Annotated in this window: 18 protein-coding genes and 1 rRNA gene; 10 read left to right on the plus strand and 9 right to left on the minus strand. The window is 52.1% G+C overall.

The annotated features are described in order from the left end of the window. The first annotated feature begins 12 nt into the window (after window positions 1-12). The 3 genes from LZP96_RS19350 to ompL all read left to right on the plus strand — a co-directional run bounded on the left by LZP96_RS19350 (window position 13) and on the right by ompL (window position 3625). Window positions 13-1395, plus strand: a complete 1383-nt coding sequence (locus LZP96_RS19350; RefSeq protein ID WP_064328026.1) for an MFS transporter — start codon at window positions 13-15, stop codon at window positions 1393-1395. 43 nt (window positions 1396-1438) lie between these two features. After that, window positions 1439-2863: an MFS transporter gene (locus tag LZP96_RS19355; RefSeq protein WP_064328027.1), complete on the plus strand. Its 1425-nt coding sequence runs from the start codon at window positions 1439-1441 to the stop codon at window positions 2861-2863. A gap of 75 nt (window positions 2864-2938) precedes the next feature. Continuing rightward, window positions 2939-3625: a porin OmpL gene (ompL, locus tag LZP96_RS19360; protein ID WP_064328028.1), complete on the plus strand. Its 687-nt coding sequence runs from the start codon at window positions 2939-2941 to the stop codon at window positions 3623-3625. A gap of 71 nt (window positions 3626-3696) precedes the next feature. Here the strand turns inward: ompL and typA are convergent, their stop codons facing one another. Beyond that, window positions 3697-5520 carry a ribosome-dependent GTPase TypA gene (gene typA, locus LZP96_RS19365; protein ID WP_064328029.1) on the minus strand — a complete coding sequence of 608 codons (1824 nt, stop codon included), beginning with the start codon at window positions 5518-5520 and terminating at the stop codon, window positions 3697-3699. Between the two features lie 376 nt (window positions 5521-5896). Between typA and glnA the strand changes: the two genes are divergently transcribed. The 3 genes from glnA (at window position 5897) to glnG (ending at window position 10080) form a co-directional block, all read left to right on the plus strand. Next, the gene (gene glnA / locus LZP96_RS19370) at window positions 5897-7306 is read left to right on the plus strand and encodes a glutamate--ammonia ligase (RefSeq protein WP_064328030.1); all 1410 of its coding nucleotides are present in this window, start codon (window positions 5897-5899) and stop codon (window positions 7304-7306) included. A 297-nt stretch (window positions 7307-7603) separates the two neighbouring features. Next, complete coding sequence (gene glnL / locus LZP96_RS19375) at window positions 7604-8653, plus strand: nitrogen regulation protein NR(II) (RefSeq protein WP_258926270.1); 1050 nt, start codon at window positions 7604-7606, stop codon at window positions 8651-8653. Between the two features lie 11 nt (window positions 8654-8664). Next, the gene (gene glnG / locus LZP96_RS19380) at window positions 8665-10080 is read left to right on the plus strand and encodes a nitrogen regulation protein NR(I) (RefSeq protein ID WP_064328032.1); all 1416 of its coding nucleotides are present in this window, start codon (window positions 8665-8667) and stop codon (window positions 10078-10080) included. Between the two features lie 33 nt (window positions 10081-10113). Here the strand turns inward: glnG and hemN are convergent, their stop codons facing one another. Together hemN and yihI are read right to left on the minus strand one after the other, a co-directional pair. After that, window positions 10114-11487 (minus strand): oxygen-independent coproporphyrinogen III oxidase, encoded by a 1374-nt coding sequence (hemN, locus tag LZP96_RS19385; protein ID WP_258926271.1) that lies wholly within the window; start codon window positions 11485-11487, stop codon window positions 10114-10116. A gap of 188 nt (window positions 11488-11675) precedes the next feature. Beyond that, window positions 11676-12191 (minus strand): Der GTPase-activating protein YihI, encoded by a 516-nt coding sequence (gene yihI, locus LZP96_RS19390; protein WP_064328034.1) that lies wholly within the window; start codon window positions 12189-12191, stop codon window positions 11676-11678. Window positions 12192-12769: 578 nt separating this feature from the next. On the opposite strand from yihI, the gene yihA reads away from it, so the two are divergent. Further along, window positions 12770-13399, plus strand: coding sequence for a ribosome biogenesis GTP-binding protein YihA/YsxC (yihA, locus tag LZP96_RS19395; RefSeq protein WP_064328035.1), 630 nt, complete (start codon window positions 12770-12772; stop codon window positions 13397-13399). Between the two features lie 98 nt (window positions 13400-13497). Here the strand turns inward: yihA and spfP are convergent, their stop codons facing one another. Further along, window positions 13498-13545: a small protein SpfP gene (gene spfP / locus LZP96_RS24300; RefSeq protein ID WP_071892919.1), complete on the minus strand. Its 48-nt coding sequence runs from the start codon at window positions 13543-13545 to the stop codon at window positions 13498-13500. 166 nt (window positions 13546-13711) lie between these two features. Beyond that, complete coding sequence (polA, locus tag LZP96_RS19400; protein WP_258926272.1) at window positions 13712-16504, minus strand: DNA polymerase I; 2793 nt, start codon at window positions 16502-16504, stop codon at window positions 13712-13714. A 440-nt stretch (window positions 16505-16944) separates the two neighbouring features. Between polA and yihG the strand changes: the two genes are divergently transcribed. Next, window positions 16945-17853: a 1-acylglycerol-3-phosphate O-acyltransferase, YihG family gene (yihG, locus tag LZP96_RS19405; RefSeq protein ID WP_064328038.1), complete on the plus strand. Its 909-nt coding sequence runs from the start codon at window positions 16945-16947 to the stop codon at window positions 17851-17853. A 14-nt stretch (window positions 17854-17867) separates the two neighbouring features. Here the strand turns inward: yihG and dsbA are convergent, their stop codons facing one another. The 3 genes from dsbA to LZP96_RS19420 all read right to left on the minus strand — a co-directional run bounded on the left by dsbA (window position 17868) and on the right by LZP96_RS19420 (window position 19851). Beyond that, complete coding sequence (gene dsbA, locus LZP96_RS19410; protein ID WP_064328039.1) at window positions 17868-18491, minus strand: thiol:disulfide interchange protein DsbA; 624 nt, start codon at window positions 18489-18491, stop codon at window positions 17868-17870. Window positions 18492-18518: 27 nt separating this feature from the next. Next, window positions 18519-19505, minus strand: a complete 987-nt coding sequence (locus LZP96_RS19415) for a serine/threonine protein kinase (protein WP_064328040.1) — start codon at window positions 19503-19505, stop codon at window positions 18519-18521. A 76-nt stretch (window positions 19506-19581) separates the two neighbouring features. After that, window positions 19582-19851: a YihD family protein gene (locus tag LZP96_RS19420; RefSeq protein WP_064328041.1), complete on the minus strand. Its 270-nt coding sequence runs from the start codon at window positions 19849-19851 to the stop codon at window positions 19582-19584. A gap of 68 nt (window positions 19852-19919) precedes the next feature. Between LZP96_RS19420 and mobA the strand changes: the two genes are divergently transcribed. Then, entirely contained in the window at window positions 19920-20504 is a 585-nt protein-coding gene (gene mobA / locus LZP96_RS19425) for a molybdenum cofactor guanylyltransferase MobA (RefSeq protein ID WP_258926273.1), read from the plus strand. Next, window positions 20501-21007, plus strand: a complete 507-nt coding sequence (gene mobB, locus LZP96_RS19430; protein ID WP_258926274.1) for a molybdopterin-guanine dinucleotide biosynthesis protein MobB — start codon at window positions 20501-20503, stop codon at window positions 21005-21007. Before mobA ends, mobB begins: the two co-directional genes overlap by 4 nt. A 66-nt stretch (window positions 21008-21073) precedes the next feature. On the opposite strand, the gene rrf is transcribed toward mobB, so the two are convergent. After that, window positions 21074-21158 (minus strand): 5S ribosomal RNA (rrf, locus tag LZP96_RS24305); the annotation flags it as partial.

A 21158-nucleotide genomic window follows, 5' to 3' on the forward strand; every position in this document is an offset into this window, starting at 1 on the left:
CGGAGAATAATAATGAGTCAACATACATCCGATCCGGCAACCCTACGACTGCCGTTTAAAGAAAAACTCGCCTACGGGATGGGCGATTTAGGGTCCAATATCCTGTTGGATATCGGCACCCTGTACCTGCTGAAGTTTTACACCGATGTGCTGGGGTTACCGGGCACGTATGGCGGGATTATCTTTTTGATTGCCAAGTTCTTTACCGCCTTCACCGATATGGGCACCGGCATTATGCTCGACTCGCGGCGCAAAATCGGGCCAAAAGGCAAGTTCCGCCCGTTCGTGCTTTACGCGGCGTTTCCGGTGACGTTGTTAGCTATCGCCAACTTTGTCGGCACGCCGTTTGAGGTGACCGGCAAGACGGTGATGGCCACGGTGTTGTTCATGCTGTATGGCTTGTTCTTCAGCATGATGAACTGTTCTTACGGCGCCATGGTGCCCGCCATCACCAAAAACCCCGACGAGCGCGCCTCGCTGGCTGCATGGCGACAGGGCGGCGCAACGCTGGGCTTGCTGCTCTGTACCGTGGGCTTTGTTCCGGTGATGAACCTGATCGAGGGGAATGACCAGCTCGCCTATATCTTTGCCGCGACCCTCTTCTCGCTGTTCGGGCTGTTCTTTATGTGGTGGTGCTATCGCGGCGTGAAAGAACGCTACGTGGAGGCACAGCCTGCGCACCCGACGCAAAAACCGGGGCTGTTACAGTCGTTTCGGGCGATTGCGGGTAACCGGCCGCTGTTTATTTTGTGCATCGCCAACCTGTGTACACTTGGCGCGTTCAACGTCAAACTCGCTATTCAGGTTTACTACACCCAGTACGTTCTTAACGATCCTATTTTGCTCTCCTATATGGGCTTTTTCAGCATGGGCTGCATTTTTATCGGGGTCTTTATGATGCCCGGTGCAGTCAGGCGCTTCGGCAAGAAAAAAGTCTATATCAGCGGGTTGCTGATCTGGGTGGCGGGCGATCTTCTTAACTACTTCTTTGGCGGTGGATCGGTCAGCTTTGTTGCGTTTTCGTGCCTGGCGTTCTTCGGTTCCGCGTTTGTGAACAGCCTGAACTGGGCGCTGGTGTCGGATACGGTCGAGTACGGCGAATGGCGTACCGGTGTCCGTTCGGAAGGGACGGTCTATACCGGTTTCACCTTCTTCCGCAAGGTGTCGCAGGCGCTGGCGGGCTTCTTCCCCGGCATAATGCTGACGCAAATCGGCTATGTGCCGAATGTGGTGCAGTCGGCAGGGACGGTTGAAGGGTTGCGGCAACTGATCTTCATCTACCCCAGCCTCCTCGCGGTGATCACCATCGTGGCGATGGGCTGTTTCTATAACCTCAACGAGAAGATGTATGTCCGCATCGTTGAAGAGATAGAACAGCGTAAGCGTCCGGCCTGAATGAACTGTCATAGCGCTCTCACGAGCGCTACGAGGATCGACTATGAATTACACTCCTGATCCGTTAACCCTGAAACTGAGCCTGCGTGAGAAGTGCGCCTACGGGATGGGCGATTTTGGCTCGAATCTGATGCTGTGTATCGGCACGCTGTATCTGCTGAAGTTTTATACCGATGAGCTGGGCCTGCCTGCCTTCTATGGCGGCATTATTTTTCTGGTCGCCAAGTTCTTTACCGCGTTCACCGATATGTTGACCGGCGTGCTGCTGGACTCACGGCGTCGTATTGGTGCCCGGGGCAAATTCAGGCCGTTTATTCTCTATGCTTCGGTTCCCGTCGCGCTGGTGGCGACGGCGCAGTTTATGGCGAACGATTTTAACCTGACGGTAAAAACCGCCCTCGCCACCGTGCTGTTTATGCTGTTCGGGTTGTTCTACAGCCTGATGAACTGCTCTTATGGCGCGATGGTCCCGGCGATCACCAAAAACCCGAACGAGCGGGCGCAGCTGGCCGCATGGCGTCAGGGGGGCGCCACGGTGGGCTTGCTGCTGTGCACGGTGGGCTTTATGCCCATTCAGGCACTCTTTGTCAGCCAGCCGTCGCTGGGCTACCTCGTGGCGGCCCTGCTGTTTGTCACCTGCGGGCTGTTCTGCATGTGGTGGTGCTACAGCGGGGTGAAAGAACGCTACGTCGAGGTTTCACCCGATCACCATAAACCCAGCATTGTGAAATCCTTCTGCGCCATCTTTCGCAATCCCCCCCTGCTGGTGTTGTGCATCGCCAATCTCTGTACGCTGGCGGCTTTTAACATCAAACTCGCCATCCAGGTCTATTACACCCAGTACGTGCTGAACGATATTCATCTGCTGTCGTGGATGGGATTTTTCAGCATGGGCTGCATCCTGGTGGGCGTTTTCCTGGTGCCCGGCGCGGTAAAGCGTTTTGGTAAGAAACAGGTCTATTTGGGTGGGCTGGCGCTCTGGGCCGTAGGCGACGTGCTGAATTTCTTCTGGGGGAGCAGTTCCACCACGTTTGTGCTCTTCTCCTGCATGGCCTTTTTCGGCACCGCCTTTGTCAACAGCCTGAACTGGGCGCTGGTGCCCGATACCGTGGACTATGGCGAGTGGAAAACGGGGATTCGCGCGGAAGGGTCGGTATATACCGGGTATACCTTTTCTCGCAAGATTTCCGCCGCGCTGGCCGGTTTCCTGCCGGGCATCATGCTTACGCAGATTGGCTATGTTCCGCATGCCGTTCAAAGTGCGGGCACGCTGCTGGGTTTGCGTCAGCTGATCTTTCTCTGGCCCTGTGGGCTGGCCATTATTGCCGCCATCACCATGGGCCTATTTTATAAACTCAACGAAGCGCGCTTCGCTTTTATTATTGAGGAGATAAGCAAACGTAAGAAAACAGTGGCCGACATTACGCCCCTGAATAACGAGAAAAAAGCGTCACCCGTCACCCTATAACAATAAATCCCGCCGGTTTTCCCTTCCTGTTTATCAGGAGGGGCGGCATTTCTGTACCTGACACATGGAAGAATTATGAAAAAAATAGCGACAGTACTCCTCGTTTCGTCTGTGTCTGGCTCTGCTTTTGCAGGCGCCTATGTCGAAACGCGTGATGCCTATAACACCGCCTCTGAACGCCATGAGGTGATCCTGCGAGCCGGTTATAACTTTGATATGGGCGCGGGACTGATGTTCACGAACGCCTATGACGTGGGAAAGTGGGACGAAATTAAGCACAACTATAACGAAATCGAAGGATGGTATCCCCTGTTCAAACCGACGCCCAATCTGACGTTTCAACCCGGCGGGTTAATTAACGACAGTAAAGAGGGATCGGGGGGTGCCCTTTATCTGGATACCAACTATAAATTTGTCGACTGGTTTAATCTGACGTTTCGTTATCGCTATAACCACAATAATTATGATACGCCTGACTTTAACGGTGAGATGGATAAAAACGATACCCACGAATTCGCCAGTTACTGGAATTTCACCTTAACCGATTCGTTGTTTTATACCTTTGAGCCGCACTTTTTCCAGCGGGTAAATGACTACTACAGCAAAAACGGCAAGGATCATCACTGGGAAATTACCAACAAGTTTAGCTATAAAATCGACCGGAACTGGCTGCCCTATATGGAACTGCAGTGGCTGGACAGATGGAACGATTACCATCGCGAGCAGTATCGTATCCGTCTGGGGTTACGCTATTCGTTCTAATAAAAAAGCCGCTGAAATCAGCGGCTTTTTACGCTCCGGGCGCGGCTTACGCCCACCCGGTATACGGTGTATTAGTCTTTACTACCACGGCCCGCACGTTTACGGTCGTTCTCGGTCAGGTGACGTTTACGAATACGTACAGAAACCGGCGTAACTTCTACCAGTTCGTCGTCATCGATAAACTCAAGCGCCTGCTCAAGAGACATTTTCTGTGGTGGAACCAGCGTGGTCGCTTCATCAGTACCGGAAGCACGCATGTTGGTCAGTTTTTTACCGGTCAGGCAGTTTACAGTCAGGTCGTTAGAACGACTGTGAATACCGATGATCTGGCCTTCGTAAACTTCTGCACCGTGACCCAGGAACAGCTTACCGCGATCCTGCAGGCTGAACAGGGCGAATGCCACTGCTTTACCCTGGCCGTTAGAGATCAGCACGCCGTTCTGACGCTGGCCGATTTCACCCGGTTTAACATCATCGTAGTGGCTGAAGGTGGAGTACAGCAGACCGGTACCGGAGGTCATGGTCATGAACTCGGTACGGAAGCCGATCAGACCACGCGCTGGGATCAGGTAATCCAGACGGATACGACCTTTGCCATCAGGGATCATGTCTTTAACATCACCCTTACGCTCGCCCATCGCCTGCATCACAGAACCCTGGTGCTGTTCTTCGATATCCAGCGTTACGTTTTCGAACGGCTCTTGCAGACGACCGTCGATCATACGGTTGATAACTTTCGGACGGGACACAGCCAGTTCGAAGCCTTCACGACGCATGTTTTCGATCAGTACAGACAAGTGCAGCTCGCCACGACCGGATACACGGAACGCGTCCGCATCTTCGGTTTCTTCAACGCGCAGGGCAACGTTGTGCACCAGCTCTTTGTTCAGGCGGTCAAGGATCTGACGAGAGGTAACGTATTTACCTTCTTTACCACAGAACGGAGAGGTGTTGACGTTGAAGAACATGGTAACAGTTGGTTCATCAACGGACAGCGCTGGCAGGGCTTCGACGTTTTGCGGATCGCAAAGGGTGTCGGAGATGTTCAGCTCGCCAAGACCGGTGATCGCGATGATGTCGCCCGCTTCGGCTTCGGTGGATTCAATACGCTCCAGACCGAGGTGAGTCAGTACTTTACCGACTTTACCGTTACGTGTTTTACCTTCGCTGTCGATAACAGTGACTTGCTGGTTAGGCTTCACTTTACCGCGTTTGATGCGACCAATGCCGATAACGCCAACGTAGTTGTTGTAGTCGAGCTGGGAGATCTGCATCTGGAACGGACCGTCAAGGTCAACGCTAGGTGCTTTAACGTGGTCAACAATCGCCTGGTACAGCGGGGTCATGTCTTCCGCCATATCAGTGTGGTCGTTGCCCGCGATACCCATCAGTGCAGATGCATAGATGATTGGGAAGTCGAGTTGCTCGTCGCTTGCGTCAAGGTTAACGAACAGGTCGAAGACCTGATCCACAACCCAGTCAGGACGCGCGCCAGGACGGTCAACTTTGTTGATAACCACGATTGGCTTCAAACCATGGGCAAACGCCTTTTTGGTTACGAAGCGCGTCTGCGGCATTGGGCCATCCATTGCGTCAACGACCAGCAGAACGGAGTCTACCATTGACATTACACGTTCAACTTCACCACCGAAGTCGGCGTGCCCTGGGGTATCAACGATGTTGATACGGTAGTCATTCCATTTGATAGCGGTGTTTTTAGCGAGGATGGTAATCCCACGCTCTTTCTCCAAATCGTTGGAGTCCATCACGCGTTCGGTGGCTTCAGCACGTTCATTACTGAAAGTACCGGATTGCTGCAGCAGCTTATCAACCAGGGTAGTTTTACCATGGTCAACGTGCGCGATGATGGCGATATTACGCAGATTTTCGATCACAACTTTGCCTCAGGCATTAGAAATAGCGCGTTATTGTACACGGATTAATCGCAGGACTAAACAGGATCACAAACATCCTCCGCAAACAAGTATTGCAGAGTTGCTTTGTGATCGCTTTCACGCAGCGTTAAAAGTGCACTTTAACGTAATTTGCACCAATATGGTGCTCAACGATCACGCTGAAGCACTATACTGGTGCAAGATGACTCTCGTGGTGCAGCTCAATTGCACTATGACGTGCATGATAACGCCTTTTTGGGGTGATTTAAAAGTTGGCACAGATTTCGCTTTGTAGAAATACAGAAAAAATATGGCAGCACAGCCGATTTGAAGACCTCGTTACCACGACGACAATGACCAATCTGGAGAGTTAAGTATGTCCGCTGAACACGTTTTGACGATGCTGAACGAACATGAAGTGAAGTTTGTTGATCTGCGATTCACCGATACCAAAGGTAAAGAACAGCACGTCACAATTCCTGCTCATCAGGTAAACGCCGAGTTCTTTGAAGAAGGCAAAATGTTTGACGGCTCCTCCATTGGCGGCTGGAAAGGCATTAACGAATCTGACATGGTTCTGATGCCGGACTCTTCTACTGCGCTCATTGACCCGTTCTTCGAAGAGCCTACGCTGATCATCCGTTGCGATATCCTCGAGCCAGGCACGCTGCAGGGCTACGACCGCGACCCACGCTCCATCGCGAAACGCGCTGAAGAGTACCTGCGTTCTACCGGCATTGCAGACACCGTTCTGTTTGGGCCTGAGCCAGAATTCTTCCTGTTCGACGACATCCGCTTTGGTGCGTCTATCTCCGGTTCTCACGTGGCCATCGATGACATCGAAGGCGCATGGAACTCTTCCACCAAATACGAAGGTGGTAACAAAGGTCACCGTCCTGGCGTGAAAGGCGGTTACTTCCCGGTTCCTCCGGTCGATTCTTCACAGGACATCCGTTCTACCATGTGTCTGATCATGGAAGAGATGGGCCTGGTTGTTGAAGCGCATCACCACGAAGTGGCGACCGCTGGCCAGAACGAAATCGCTACCCGCTTTAACACCATGACCAAAAAAGCGGATGAGATTCAGATCTACAAATACGTTGTGCACAACGTGGCGCACCGTTTCGGTAAAACCGCGACCTTCATGCCAAAACCTATGTTTGGCGATAACGGTTCCGGCATGCACTGCCACATGTCTCTGTCCAAAAACGGGACTAACCTGTTCTCTGGCGACAAATATGCGGGTCTGTCCGAGCAGGCGCTGCATTACATCGGCGGTGTTATCAAGCACGCTAAAGCGATTAACGCCCTGGCGAACCCAACCACCAACTCATACAAGCGTCTGGTCCCAGGCTACGAAGCCCCGGTCATGCTGGCGTACTCTGCCCGTAACCGTTCTGCTTCTATCCGTATCCCGGTGGTCGCGTCTCCGAAAGCACGTCGTATCGAAGTGCGCTTCCCGGACCCAGCGGCTAACCCATACCTGTGCTTCGCGGCACTGCTGATGGCAGGCCTGGACGGGATCAAGAACAAGATTCACCCTGGCGAAGCCATGGACAAAAACCTGTATGACCTGCCGCCAGAAGAAGCGAAAGAGATCCCACAGGTTGCCGGTTCTCTGGAAGAAGCCCTGAACGCGCTGGATGCTGACCGTGAGTTCCTGACGGCTGGCGGCGTGTTCACCGATGAAGCTATCGACGCTTACATCGCGCTGCGTACCGAAGAGAACGACCGTGTGCGCATGACGCCACACCCGGTTGAGTTCGAACTGTACTACAGCGTTTAATGAAGAATAAAAACTCTGCACGAGGTGTCGTGAGAGTTTAAAAACCACTGGATTTCTTGCTACAGCAAGGCGGCATTTGAGTGAGTCCCGGGAGCGTACATCAGTAAGTGACCGGGATGAACGAAAGCGGCCAACACAGCTGAAGCGAGAAAGACGCAGGTTTTAGTTGCCGTGGAAACTTTTAGCCCATCTCCGGATGGGCTTTTTTCTCCAGCAACAGCCTGATCTGACGCGCTTTTTACAACGAAAAAGCTATACTGCACTAAATTAGTGCAACCCGCTCCAGGAGACTGCTGAATGGCAACTGGCACGCTGCCCGATGCTGGGCAGATCCTCAATTCTTTGATTAACAGTATCTTGCTGGTCGACGACGAGCTGGCGGTTCATTACGCCAACCCGGCAGCCCAACAGTTGCTCGCCCAAAGCGCGCGTAAATTGTTCGGCACCCCGTTACCCGAACTGTTGAGCTACTTTTCGCTGAATATTGGCCTGATGCAGGAAAGCCTGCAGGCCGGGCAAGGTTTTACCGACAACGAAGTGACCTTAGTCATCGACGGGCGCTCGCATATTTTGTCGCTGACGGCCCAGCGCTTACCCGAAGGGTTAATCCTGCTGGAAATGGCGCCGATGGATAACCAGAGACGTCTGAGCCAGGAACAGCTCCAGCATGCGCAGCAGATTGCTGCACGCGATCTGGTGCGCGGTCTTGCCCATGAGATTAAAAACCCGCTGGGAGGGTTACGCGGCGCGGCACAGCTATTAACCAAAGCGTTGCCGGACCCTTCTCTTGCGGAATATACCAACGTGATTATTGAGCAGGCCGACCGCCTGCGGAATCTGGTTGATCGCCTGCTTGGGCCACAGCAGCCGGGCATGCATATCACCGAGAGTATTCATAAAGTCGCCGAGCGCGTGGTGAAACTGGTTTCGATGGAGCTGCCGGCAAACGTCACGCTGATTCGCGATTACGATCCAAGCCTGCCGGAATTACCGCACGATCCCGATCAGATAGAACAAGTACTGCTGAATATCGTGCGTAACGCGCTCCAGGCCCTGGGACCGGAGGGCGGCGAGATTGTCCTGCGTACCCGCACCGCCTTCCAGTTGACGTTACACGGCGTGCGTTATCGCCTGGCAGCAAGAATAGATGTCCAGGATAACGGGCCAGGCATTCCACCGCATCTTCAGGACACGCTGTTTTACCCCATGGTCAGCGGTCGCGAAGGCGGCACCGGGCTGGGATTATCGATTGCCCGTAATTTGATCGACCAGCATGCCGGAAAAATTGAATTTAACAGTTGGCCGGGTCATACCGAGTTTTCGGTTTTCCTGCCAATTAAAAAATAAAGGTGACGACGATGCAACGAGGGATAGTCTGGGTAGTCGATGATGATAGCTCCATCCGCTGGGTGCTGGAACGTGCACTGACGGGCGCAGGGTTGAACTGCACGACGTTTGAAAGCGGCAGCGACGTCCTCGACGCGCTCATCACTAAAACGCCGGATGTCCTGCTTTCGGACATCCGCATGCCGGGCATGGACGGGCTGGCGCTGCTCAAGCAAATTAAACAGCGCCACCCTATGCTCCCGGTCATCATAATGACCGCCCATTCCGATCTGGATGCTGCCGTCAGTGCTTATCAACAGGGTGCCTTTGATTATCTGCCTAAGCCCTTTGATATCGATGAAGCCGTCGCGCTGGTAGAGCGAGCCATTAGCCACTACCAGGAGCAGCAACAGCCGCGCAATGCGCCCGTATTTGGCCCTACCGCCGATATTATTGGCGAAGCACCTGCAATGCAGGATGTGTTTCGCATCATCGGGCGTCTGTCGCGATCGTCCATCAGCGTGCTGATTAACGGTGAATCCGGGACCGGGAAAGAGCTGGTTGCCCACGCGCTGCATCGCCACAGCCCTCGCGCCAAAGCGCCGTTTATCGCCCTGAATATGGCCGCGATCCCGAAGGATTTGATTGAATCGGAGCTGTTCGGTCACGAGAAAGGGGCATTTACCGGCGCAAATACCGTTCGCCAGGGCCGTTTTGAGCAGGCCGATGGCGGCACGCTGTTCCTGGATGAAATCGGTGATATGCCCATGGATGTGCAGACGCGCTTGCTGCGCGTGCTGGCTGACGGGCAGTTTTATCGCGTAGGCGGTTATGCTCCGGTGAAAGTGGACGTGCGCATTATCGCCGCCACGCACCAGAATCTTGAGCAACGCGTTCAGGAAGGAAAATTCCGCGAGGATTTATTCCACCGTCTGAATGTGATCCGCGTGCATCTGCCGCCGCTGCGTGAGCGTCGTGAAGATATTCCTCGCCTTGCCCGTCACTTCCTGCAGGTGGCTGCCCGCGAGCTGGGCGTTGAAGCCAAGCTGCTGCATCCGGAAACCGATGCCGCGTTAACGCGCCTGGCCTGGCCGGGCAACGTGCGTCAGTTAGAGAATACCTGTCGCTGGCTCACCGTGATGGCAGCGGGACAAGAGGTGTTGATTCAGGATTTACCCAGCGAACTGTTTGAAGCCACCGTTCCGGAAAGCAGTCACGCCGGGCAGGTTTTACCGGACAACTGGGCCACGCTGCTGGCGCAGTGGGCCGATCGGGCGCTGCGTTCCGGTCATCAAAACCTGCTTTCAGAAGCACAACCTGAAATGGAGCGCACCTTGCTGACGACAGCGCTGCGGCACACGCAGGGCCATAAGCAGGAAGCGGCTCGCCTGCTGGGCTGGGGGCGAAATACCCTGACACGCAAGCTGAAAGAGTTAGGTATGGAATAGGCAGGCGTTCCCCGGGATACCCCGGGGAAGCGGTCAAATCACGCGTGAGAACTGCTGTAAGCGGGCTTTCTGACGCAGGTAAGCATCGAAGCACATGCAGATATTACGAATCAGTAAGCGGCCTTTAGGGGTCACCTGAATCCCTGTATCCGTTACGTCCACCAGCCCATCTTTGGCCAGCGGGGCGAGCAGGTTGAGATCTTCGGCGAAATAGTCGGCAAACTGCAACTCCCACTGCGCTTCCACGCTCGCAAAATCGAGGCGGAAATTGCAGATAAGCGCCTTAATCACATCACGACGAATACAGTCATCGCGGGTTAAGGCGATACCTCGCCACAGCGCATTGCCGGTCTCGTCCACCTGCTGATAATAGCGCTTCAGCTCTTTCTGGTTCTGCGCGTAGCAATCCCCCAGCATACTTATGGCGGAGACGCCCATACCGAGTAAATCACTGTCGCCCTGGGTGGTATAGCCCTGGAAATTGCGATGCAGCACCCCTTCACGCTGGGCTACGGCCAGCTCATCGTCCGGGCGGGCAAAGTGGTCCATCCCAATGAACTGATAGCCGGTTTCCGTCAGGGAGGTGATGGTTTCCTGCAGAATATCCAGCTTTTGCTGTGCAGATGGCAGGTCGGCATCTTTGATTTTACGCTGGGCGGCAAAGAGCGTCGGCAAATGGGCATAGTTGAATACGCTCAGGCGGTCGGGATTGAGCTCAGCAACGCGCTTAAGGGTGAAGGCAAAGCTTTCCGGCGTCTGCTTTGGCAAACCGTAGATCAGGTCAATGTTGGTCGACGTAAAGCCAATCTCGCGGGCGTGGTTGAGTAGCGCAAAGATAAACTCTTCGTCCTGCTCACGATTTACCAGCCGCTGAACCTCTTTATTGAAGTCCTGGACGCCCATGCTCAGGCGATTAAAGCCCTCGCTACGGAGATGATCCAGCACATCCAGCTCGATTTCACGCGGGTCTACTTCGATGGAAATTTCCGCATCGTCGTTAAAATCAAAATGCGTGCGAAGCAGTGACATCAGGCGGCTGATTTGCGCCTTGTTCAGATAGGTTGGCGTACCGCCGCCCCAGTGCAGCTGGCTGACGTGACGCCCGGCAAAGCGCGGCGCACGGTGCAGAATTTCCTGCTCTAACGCATCCAGATACTGATCGGCTTTATGCTGCTGACGGGTCACAATTTTATTGCAGCCACAGAAATAGCAGAGCTTATGGCAGAACGGAATGTGAACGTAGAGCGACAACGGACGCTCAGGGTAGCGTGAGACTGCCTGCACGAAATCGGCGTCAGCAAAGGTTTCCGCAAATTCCAGCGCAGTGGGGTACGAGGTATAACGCGGCCCGGAATAGTTATACTTCTGGATTAGGGCCAAATCCCAATCGATAGTTGGTACAGACATGCTCACTCCTTCCGTTGGTGTCGCGTTCGTATACGGCGGCCCGGTTTGACGCTATTGCGCGTCAACGCTCGGGTGCGCAGCCACTTCTGTCGCCGCGACAACCGCCGTAGTTTAACGAATAACCACACCAGATAACATATAACCGGAAGGGTTATAAGCAGGACTATCGTACCTGCCGGGTGCAAACGTTAGTTTCCACCCTTCAGAAGACGCATCATATCTTCCTGTTTTTCTTCTTCCTCGTCCTCTTCTTCATCGTCATAAGAAAGGCCCAATGACTGCATCAGCTCATCGATGCGATCCAGTTTGGCATCAACCCAGGATTGCTCTTCGGCGCTCAGCGGTTGACCTTCTTCAAGACGTTCCAGCAGCGCGTCCAGGCGCTCATCATTCTCCAGCATATCCAGCTCAGCCTGCGGTGAAAGCATAGGTTTCTCGCTCTTTGGTTTGTGCTGCTTAGTAACCGGGGTGTCTGTCACGCCCAGAGGAATGGGGGTTTTGCTGCCGATGCGGGGATCTTTCTTTTGGCTGCTTTTGTTCGAAGAGCCTGACGGACCGCTGCTGTTAGCACGGGAGCCAGCGGAATGACCACTGTGCTTTTTCGCACGTTTACGATCACGTGCTTCCTGGTCAAGTTCTTCACGTGTTTTGCGGTGCGCTTTTGCAGGGCGTTTAGCGCCTGCAGCAGAGGTCGGTTTTTTCATGATGTTTTATCTTTAAGCCGTTTTATTCAGTATAGAATTGCGGCGAAATCTAGCAGAAAGCAAGCAAAGAAAAAAGGCGACAGAGCAATCTGTCGCCTTTTTTCCTGACTCATAACCCTTAACGGGCCAGACATTCCTTGTTTGCCAGCAACCAACCCTGTTTATCCCTTGGCTACTATCGTCCGTGATACGGTTCCCTTTCCTTTTTAAACGCCTCCAGGCGCTTGTCATCCTGACAATCCTGAGTCTTCGCCTCCTGGCGCTCCTGACCCTCGTCCGTAAGTCGTTTTCCTGATGGCATCCTCGCCGTGGTCATTACTTTACCTTGTTCACCCATACAGACAAGCGGCTAAAGCGCATTAAGGACGATTTTAAGATAATTACTTAAACTTAACGTTATGATTTAACTACACTTGGCCTTTTTCGACCCTGCGTATATTCCTAAATGTCTTAGCCTTTTTATGGCTAATGTCTCACACGTTGCAGGGTTTTTACCTACATAGCCGGAGCGATGGGAAAAGCCTTTTGCTGGCATTCAGGTATAATCCCCTCAGATTACGATTTTTGGAGACGACCACGTGACTACCTGGAACTATCAACAGACGCATTTTGTCACCAGCGCGCCTGATATTCGCCACTTACCCTCCGATACGGGTATAGAGGTGGCCTTTGCTGGACGCTCCAATGCGGGTAAGTCCAGCGCACTGAATACGCTTACCAACCAGAAAAGTCTGGCGCGTACCTCTAAAACGCCTGGCCGTACCCAGCTGATTAACCTTTTCGAAGTCGCCGATGGAAAACGTCTGGTGGACTTACCGGGCTATGGCTTCGCGCAAGTTCCGGAAGAGATGAAGATCAAGTGGCAACGCGCCCTGGGTGAGTATCTCGAAAAACGTCAGTGCCTTAAGGGGCTGGTGATCCTGATGGATATTCGCCATCCGCTCAAAGATCTCGATCAGCAGATGATCGCGTGGGCAGTGGATAGCGAGATTGAAGTGTTGGTGCTACTGACGAAAGCCGACAAACTGGCGAGCGGCGCGCGCAAAGCGCAGGTCAACATGGTTCGTGAAGCGGTGCTGGCGTTCAATGGTGACGTGCAGGTTGAGCCTTTCTCATCCTTGAAAAAACTTGGCGTGGATAAACTGCGTCAGAAACTGGATAGCTGGTATAACGACCTGGAACCGGCTGTAGAAGCCGAAGAAGAGTAACAATAAGCGCGGCAGAGTCCGCGCTTTTTTATGGCCGATTTTTTCTTTGCCGCAATAAAAAACGCCCCAGTCATAACTGACTGGGGCGGCTAAAATATTCAGCCAAATCCGATTACGTGAAGTAAAAGGTCTGAAAGATAGAACATCTTACCTCTGTACCCTACGTCGTTAACTCTACTCTTTTTTTATCGCTGGACAAAGCACTTTTTGTAGTTTTTTTTCACTCTTTACATAGGGAAATCTAATGATCGTCACAAAAAGTTCTTAGTTATGTTGCTTACTTACATAAAAAGCCCTTTATTCATCGAACACTTAGTGAGCTTGATCCCAGTTTTCGCCGTACCCCACTTCCACCAGCAACGGCACGTCCAGCTTCATGCTGTTTTCCATAAGTTCGTGGATCTTTTTCGAGACTTTCTCCACGTCATCTTTGTGCACTTCGAACACCAGTTCATCGTGTACCTGCATGATCATACGAACGCGCGGTTTGTCCTTTTCCAGCCAGGCATCAACGTCAATCATTGCACGCTTGATGATATCTGCGGCCGTGCCCTGCATCGGGGCGTTGATAGCGGCACGTTCCGCACCGGCGCGTCGCGCTGCGTTACTGGATTTGATGTCCGGCAAATAGAGGCGACGGCCATCCAGCGTTTCGACATAGCCATTCTCTTTCGCCTGCGCACGGGTGCGTTCCATGTACTCCAGCACGCCAGGGTAGCGCTCAAAGTAGAGGTCCATATACTTTTGCGACTCTTTACGCGGAATGTTCAGCTGGCGTGACAGGCCAAAGGCACTCATCCCGTAAATCAGACCAAAGTTAATCGCTTTAGCGCTTCGACGCTGTTCATTTGTCACGCTGTCCAGCGGCAGGCCAAAGACTTCAGCTGCCGTTGCGCGGTGGATATCCTTCCCTTCCGCAAAAGCGGTGAGCAAGCCCTTATCACGCGACAGATGCGCCATAATACGCAGTTCGATTTGCGAATAGTCCGCAGAGACAATGACGTGATCTTTAGGTGCAATAAAGGCCTGGCGAATACGTCGACCCTCTTCATTACGCACCGGAATGTTCTGCAGGTTTGGATCGGTTGATGACAAGCGTCCGGTCGCGGCCACGGCCTGATGATAAGAGGTGTGGACTCGCCCGGTTTTCGGGTTAATCATCAGGGGTAACTTATCGGTATAAGTGGACTTAAGCTTGGCAAGTCCGCGATACGACAGGATCACTTTCGGCAGCGGATAGTCCAGCGCAAGCTCTTCAAGCACCTCTTCAGAGGTAGACGGCGCGCCGCCCGGCGTTTTCTTCAGCGGCTTGATACCCTGTTTTTCGAAAAGAATGGTTTGCAGCTGTTTGGTTGACGAGAGGTTAAACGGTTCACCGGCGATCTCGTGCGCTTTCTGTTCCAGCTCGTTCAGACGTAACGCTATCTCTTCAGAGTGTTTGTGCAACACAACGGGATCGATATTAACCCCATTACGCTCAATACGAGACAGCACCGGCACGAGCGGCATTTCGATATGCTCAAATACGTTCCGCGGACCGTCCAGCTTCTGCAATTTTGGCCACATCTTCAGATGCAGCTGCAGGGTGACATCGGCATCTTCCGCCGCGTAGTGACCCGCTTCTTCAAGGGCGATCTGATTGAACGTCAGCTGATTTTTGCCTTTACCGGCAATCTCTTCAAAGGTGACGGTTTTATGCTTGAGCCAGCGCGTGGACAAGGAATCCATATCATGGCGTCCCGCGACGCTGTCGAGAATGTAGGATTCCAGCATGGTATCAAACGCGATTCCGCGCAGCTCAATGTCGTAATTTTGCAGGATGCCACGGTCGAACTTGAGGTTTTGCCCAACCTTAAGCACCTTGTCATCCTCAAGGATCGGTTTCAGCAGTTCGAGCACGCGTTCACGTGAAATCTGCGCCGGTGCATCCAGATAGTCATGGGCAACCGGTACATAAGCCGCAACGCCAGGTTCGATAGCAAAAGAGAGCCCGACCATATTTGCAGAAATGTTATCCAGGCTGTCGGTTTCCGTATCGAAGGCAAAAACAGGGGCTTTTTTGAGTTTCTCAATCCATGCAATGAGTTGCGCTTCATCGAGAATCGTTTCGTAATGTTCAGAAGAGAGTGCAGACGCTTCTTCTTCAAGCTCATCTTCTGCATTGATGACGAGGGTTTCCTGCGGCTTCGTAGCAGGTTTGGCACCTTTAGCCTGCATCCACTTACCGGCTTCAATATCGGTGATCCAGCGCTTAAATTCATAGTGCCTGAACAGGCTCAGCAGCTCATCATCGGCGGGCTGTTGCACTTCCAGCTGGTCGCAGGTGAGTTCCAGCTCAACATCCGTTTTGATGGTCGCCAGCTGATAAGAGAGGTAGGCGACCTCTTTATTTTGTTCCAGCTTCGCGGCCATGGTTTTTGCGCCACGGAACGTCAGACCCGCGATTTTCTCGGATTCGGCATACAACGTGTCTAACCCACCCAGCCCTTGCAGAAGGGCTTGTGCGGTCTTCTCACCCACGCCCGGCACGCCAGGGATGTTATCGGATGAATCGCCCATCAGAGCAAGGAAGTCAATGATGAGCTCTGGCGGCACGCCATATTTGGTCGCCACCTCTTCCGGACCGAGGATGGTATTGGTCATGGTGTTGATGAGCGTAATGCCTGGCGTCACAAGCTGCGCCATATCTTTATCACCCGTACTGATCAGCACAGGACGACCCAGCTTTTCTGCCTCGCGGGCGAGTGTGCCGATGACGTCATCAGCCTCAACGCCGGAGACAGCCAGTAAAGGCAGGCCCATCGCTTTAACCATGGTATGCAGCGGCTCAATTTGGGCACGCAGATCGTCTGGCATCGGAGGGCGATGAGATTTGTAATGTTCGAAGAGCTCATCGCGGAAGGTTTTCCCTTTCGCATCAAAGACGACTGCAGCATGTGAGGGCTTGTACTGAAGAATGAGGCTACGCAGCATGTTCAGCACGCCATACATCGCGCCGGTAGGCTCCCCTGCGCTGTTGGTCAGAGGAGGAAACGCATGATACGCCCGATACAGGTAAGAGGAGCCATCGACGAGAATAAGCGGGTTTTCTGGGATCTGAACCATAATGTCCGTGCCTTTAATCAATTTATGGATAAAGGATGCCACAGACGAGCAAAAACATCAGTTTTTCGCGCGGAATTCAGGTAAAGATTTTGCGATCGTCAGGATCCCTCGCAAATATAATCTGTGGATAAGTTTGTGCATACTTTCGTTTCATATGAATAATCCTGTCATACCGACCTCGGCAGAAATAATTTTAACCTTATTTATCAGCCAAATATGAAAGGATCGAGGCGTTATATTTTACATTGCTGACTATTTGCTCTATGTGGATATAAGCGGCATCTGTCAGAATAAATTAGACAATTATCCGGATAAGAGCGTCACCTGATGTCAGATCGCAGGTAAAGCCCCCCTTCTTTTTATGCTTTTCTGATAAAATCAGCGCCCTGCGTCTGCGGCATGACCGCCGGACACAAGTTAACTCTTTGAAACCATTTATTATGTCCAGATTGCTCGCTGCTATAACATTGCTTATCAGTATCGTTTTGACGATCCTTTTGACTGTCGCCTGTTCGCTCCCCATTATTGCTGCCGGTATCATCAAATTTCTTCTCCCTTTCCCGGTTATCTGGCGTGGCGTATCTGCCTTTTGTAATGGAATGATGTATTGCTGGTGCGAAGGGCTGGCAGCGCTATTACATCTTAACCCATGGCTAAAATGGGATATCGATGGGCTGGAAAATCTGGATAAGAAAAACTGGTATTTGCTGATCTGTAACCACCATAGCTGGGCGGATATCGTGGTGCTCTGCGTACTTTTTCGCAAACAGATCCCAATGAACAAATACTTTTTGAAGCAACAGCTGGCCTGGGTTCCTTTTATGGGACTTGCGTGCTGGGCGCTGGACATGCCCTTTATGAAGCGTTATTCACGAAGCTATCTTCTTCGCCACCCGGAACGCCGCGGCAAAGACGTTGAGACGACACGCCGCTCCTGCGAGAAGTTTCGCGCTCATCCAACAACGATTGTGAATTTTGTTGAAGGGTCACGCTTTACGGAAGAGAAACGGGCCGGGACGCGTTCGCCTTTTAAACATTTACTGGCACCAAAAGCCGCAGGGATTGCGATGGCGCTTAATGTATTAGGAAAGCAGTTCGATAAATTACTTAATGTCACTCTCTGTTATCCCGAAAACGATAAGACACCGTTTTATGACATGTTGAGTGGCAAAGTGACGCGTATTGTCGTGCGGGTCGATTTGGTTCCGGTCGATGAGGCGCTGTACGGCGATTACCTTAACGATAAGAATTTTAAGCGTCGATTCCAGAGCTGGCTAAATGCGCTATGGAATGAAAAAGATAGTCAGATAGAAGGGATTAAATCGCAATATAAAAACGCCGGTCATTGACCGGCGCTTCGTGTTTACTTCTTCTCGACCAGGTATTTCACCGTGTCGGCATACTGCTGGACAAAGATATCCATGCTGCTGGTATCCATACCCTGCATATTCAGCTGATATTTGCCGTTAACAAACATGGCCGGAACGCCCTGCAGCTGCAGGTCAGCGGCAGCTTTTTCCTGCTGTGCGACCAGAGATTTCACGACAAAGCTGTTCCACGCGGCGTCATAGTCTTCACCCTTAACACCCGCATCGACAAAGACTTTGCGAATATCGGCCGTGGTTTGTACTGTCTGGGTTTTCTGAACCGCTTCGAACATTGGCGCAGTCACTTTATCTTCCACGCCCAGCGCGATAGCCACCGCCCATGCCTGCGTTAAATCTTTACCCAGCGGGCCAAGGAACTCGACGTGATATTTCGTCATTTTGACGCCTTCAGGCAGCTTTTTCTTCACGTTGTCAGAAACATGAAGAACTTCTTCGAACTGATAGCAGTGAGGGCAATAGAATGAGAAGAACTCCAGCACCTGGGGTTCGCCTGTAACAGGCTTATCAAGTGTGGTGAACTGCTTGCCATCAGTAAACTGTGCAGCAGAAGCGCTAAATGCCAGAATCATTCCTGCCAGCGCCAGCCAAATTTTTTTCATGATCAACATTCTCCTGGGTATTTCCGATTAATACATTGGCGTTAATTGCAGTGGAGGTTCCTGTAAAACCTTAACCTGCTCAATAAAAGTGGTGGTCTGGCTACGCCAGTAATCTTCTCCGGTCAGCCACGGGAAGTTTCTGGGAAAAGCAGGATCGTCCCAACGCCTGATTATCCATGCGAGATAATATACATACCGCATGGCGCGTAAAGGTTCAATCAAGGCAATTTCATCTAAATTGAAGGGGCTAAACTCTTCATAGGCTTCAATAATGGTTTCAAGCTGCATACGTTGTTCAGCTTTATCGCCATTTAACAGCATCCAGAGATCCTGAACCGCTGGCCCCATGCGGGCATCATCCAGATCCACAAAAAGCGGGCCATCACGCCAGAGTATATTGCCGGCATGGCAGTCGCCATGAAGACGCAACATATCAGCCTTATCATCCCAACGGCTGGTCACCGCAGCAATAAGTTTATCTGTCGCTTTCAGGAAAGCTTCTTTCAGGGACGCCGGAATCAGTGTGGACGTTTCGAAGAGCTGACGCGGCTCGATTAGATACTCCTGAATACCCATCGTAGGCCGGGCTTTAAAAGGCTGCGCGCGGCCTGTCTGATGAATACGCCCCAGATAACGGGCGACCCACTCCATCTGATCGATGTTGTCTGCTTCGAACTGCCGGCCACCGAGGCTCGGGAATACCGCGTAGTAATACCCCTGGTGCGTGAGCAGCGTTTGGTGGTTGAATTTTACGGGTGCGGCGACGGGCACATCGTTATTGACGAGCTCGTGCGCGAAATCGTGTTCTTCCTGAATCTGCGCTGCAGACCAGCGCTGAGGGCGATAGAACTTTACGACAAAACGCTGACGATCCTCATCCTGAAACTGGTAGACGCGGTTTTCGTAGCTGTTCAACGGCGTGAGCCCGGAATCCACCCGGATGCCCTGTTCAAACAGCGCATCCATAATGATATCCGGGTGTAATGTCTGGAAAGTAAAAGCCTGGTCGTTCATCCGATCATCCGGAAATTTATACGAATGATTCAGGATATCATTTCAGCGCGATTTCGGTGGCTCCGCTTACAAGGTTTTACTCTTTAATCACGCCTCGGGCGCGCAGCAGTGCCGTTTTGAAGTCTTCTTCATAATCTTTTTGAATACCAGGGATGACCGCATCCTTCGAGGAATCGCGCATTTTCAGATGATAGATCAGAATGTCATCAGAAAGGTCGGTCAGTTCGCCGTCATAACCTGACTCTTTCGCCAGTTTCTGTAAAAATTGCATCAGATTCAGTTCTGGCTCTTTTTGCCAGGCCGGCTGGAGGAGTTCAATGACTTCATTCAGACGTTTACATTTCATGGTGGTGCTCCTTTCTGTGAGAGGGATACGTTATCAGGGTCAATCCCACAATAAAAGAGGCGATATTAGTGAATCAGTGCCAGCAAATTACCGGAGTCATTCTTGCAGGCGGTCGATCAACCCGCATGAGCGGAGAAGATAAAGGGTTGCAGTACCTTAATGGTAAGCCTCTCTGGCGCCATGTTGCCGACAGGCTTGAAGGTCAGGTGGCGAAAATGGCCATCAGCGCTAATCGTAATATCGCGATTTATCAGCAAAGTGGCTATGACGTGTATCCGGACACCCTTGTTGATTTTCCTGGACCGCTCGCCGGTATGCTCGCCGTCATGCAGCAATCCAGAGATGAATGGTTTCTTTTTTGCCCCTGCGACGTTCCTTTTATTCCCGACGGTCTCGTCGAAAGATTGATCGGAGCACGACAAGAGGCCCCGGTAGTCTGGGTACATGACGGAGAGCGCGATCATCCGACGATTGCCTTGATCCATAAGGGTTTGATGAACAGTATCCGGGACTATCTCGCTGCAGGAGAGAGGCGCGTAATGATGTTTATGCGTCGGGCAGGAGGCCATTCCGTCGATTTTAGCGATCATCAAGCCGCCTTTATTAACGTTAACACCACAGCAGATTTGCAGTTACTTCAGGGGAAAATATGACACCGGTTCTGGCTATCGCCGCCTGGAGCGGCACAGGGAAAACCACTCTTTTGAAAAAGCTTATTCCGGCGCTTTGTAGAAAGGGTATTCGCCCGGGTTTAATCAAGCATACCCACCATAATATGGATGTCGATAAACCCGGTAAAGACAGTTATGAATTGCGTAAAGCCGGAGCCGCTCAGACGATGGTGGCCAGCTCACAACGGTGGGCATTGATGACTGAAACGCCTGAAGAACCGCCGCTCAATTTGGGCTGGCTGGTAAGTCGCATGGATCATTCTGCGTTGGATCTGGTGTTAGTCGAAGGATTTAAACATGAGGATGTGGCTAAGATTCTGCTGTTCCGCCGCGATGCGGGGCATGATATCAGTGAATTAACGATAGATGAGCATGTTATTGCCGTAGCCAGCGATGTCGATTTATCGTTATCAGTGCCGGTACTGAATCTGAATAATATAGAAGAAATAGTGGGTTATATAGAGGAGTGGATGGCAAACCAATAGGCTTGTTTTTTATTCGTTATAACGCAAAAAGGCCATCCTTCCGGATGGCCTCTTCACTTAATTAATGCCTGGCAGTTCCCTACTCTCGCATGGGGAGACCCCACACTACCATCGGCGCTACGGCGTTTCACTTCTGAGTTCGGCATGGGGT

It is taken from the genome of Huaxiibacter chinensis, from assembly GCF_022171985.1.
In the GTDB taxonomy this organism is placed as follows: domain Bacteria; phylum Pseudomonadota; class Gammaproteobacteria; order Enterobacterales; family Enterobacteriaceae; genus Enterobacter; species Enterobacter chinensis_A.

Excerpts from the sequence above, each read along its gene's own strand:
- LZP96_RS19415 (WP_064328040.1), bottom strand. The coding sequence starts at position 19,505 with ATGAACGACCAGGCTTTTACTTTCCAGACATTACACCCGGATATCATT.
- LZP96_RS19355 (WP_064328027.1), top strand. The coding sequence starts at position 1,439 with ATGAATTACACTCCTGATCCGTTAACCCTGAAACTGAGCCTGCGTGAG.
- glnL (WP_258926270.1), top strand. The coding sequence starts at position 7,604 with ATGGCAACTGGCACGCTGCCCGATGCTGGGCAGATCCTCAATTCTTTG.
- glnG (WP_064328032.1), top strand. The coding sequence starts at position 8,665 with ATGCAACGAGGGATAGTCTGGGTAGTCGATGATGATAGCTCCATCCGC.
- mobB (WP_258926274.1), top strand. The coding sequence starts at position 20,501 with ATGACACCGGTTCTGGCTATCGCCGCCTGGAGCGGCACAGGGAAAACC.
- ompL (WP_064328028.1), top strand. The coding sequence starts at position 2,939 with ATGAAAAAAATAGCGACAGTACTCCTCGTTTCGTCTGTGTCTGGCTCT.
- dsbA (WP_064328039.1), bottom strand. The coding sequence starts at position 18,491 with ATGAAAAAAATTTGGCTGGCGCTGGCAGGAATGATTCTGGCATTTAGC.
- LZP96_RS19420 (WP_064328041.1), bottom strand. The coding sequence starts at position 19,851 with ATGAAATGTAAACGTCTGAATGAAGTCATTGAACTCCTCCAGCCGGCC.
- polA (WP_258926272.1), bottom strand. The coding sequence starts at position 16,504 with ATGGTTCAGATCCCAGAAAACCCGCTTATTCTCGTCGATGGCTCCTCT.
- yihI (WP_064328034.1), bottom strand. The coding sequence starts at position 12,191 with ATGAAAAAACCGACCTCTGCTGCAGGCGCTAAACGCCCTGCAAAAGCG.
- glnA (WP_064328030.1), top strand. The coding sequence starts at position 5,897 with ATGTCCGCTGAACACGTTTTGACGATGCTGAACGAACATGAAGTGAAG.
- LZP96_RS19350 (WP_064328026.1), top strand. The coding sequence starts at position 13 with ATGAGTCAACATACATCCGATCCGGCAACCCTACGACTGCCGTTTAAA.
- hemN (WP_258926271.1), bottom strand. The coding sequence starts at position 11,487 with ATGTCTGTACCAACTATCGATTGGGATTTGGCCCTAATCCAGAAGTAT.
- yihG (WP_064328038.1), top strand. The coding sequence starts at position 16,945 with ATGTCCAGATTGCTCGCTGCTATAACATTGCTTATCAGTATCGTTTTG.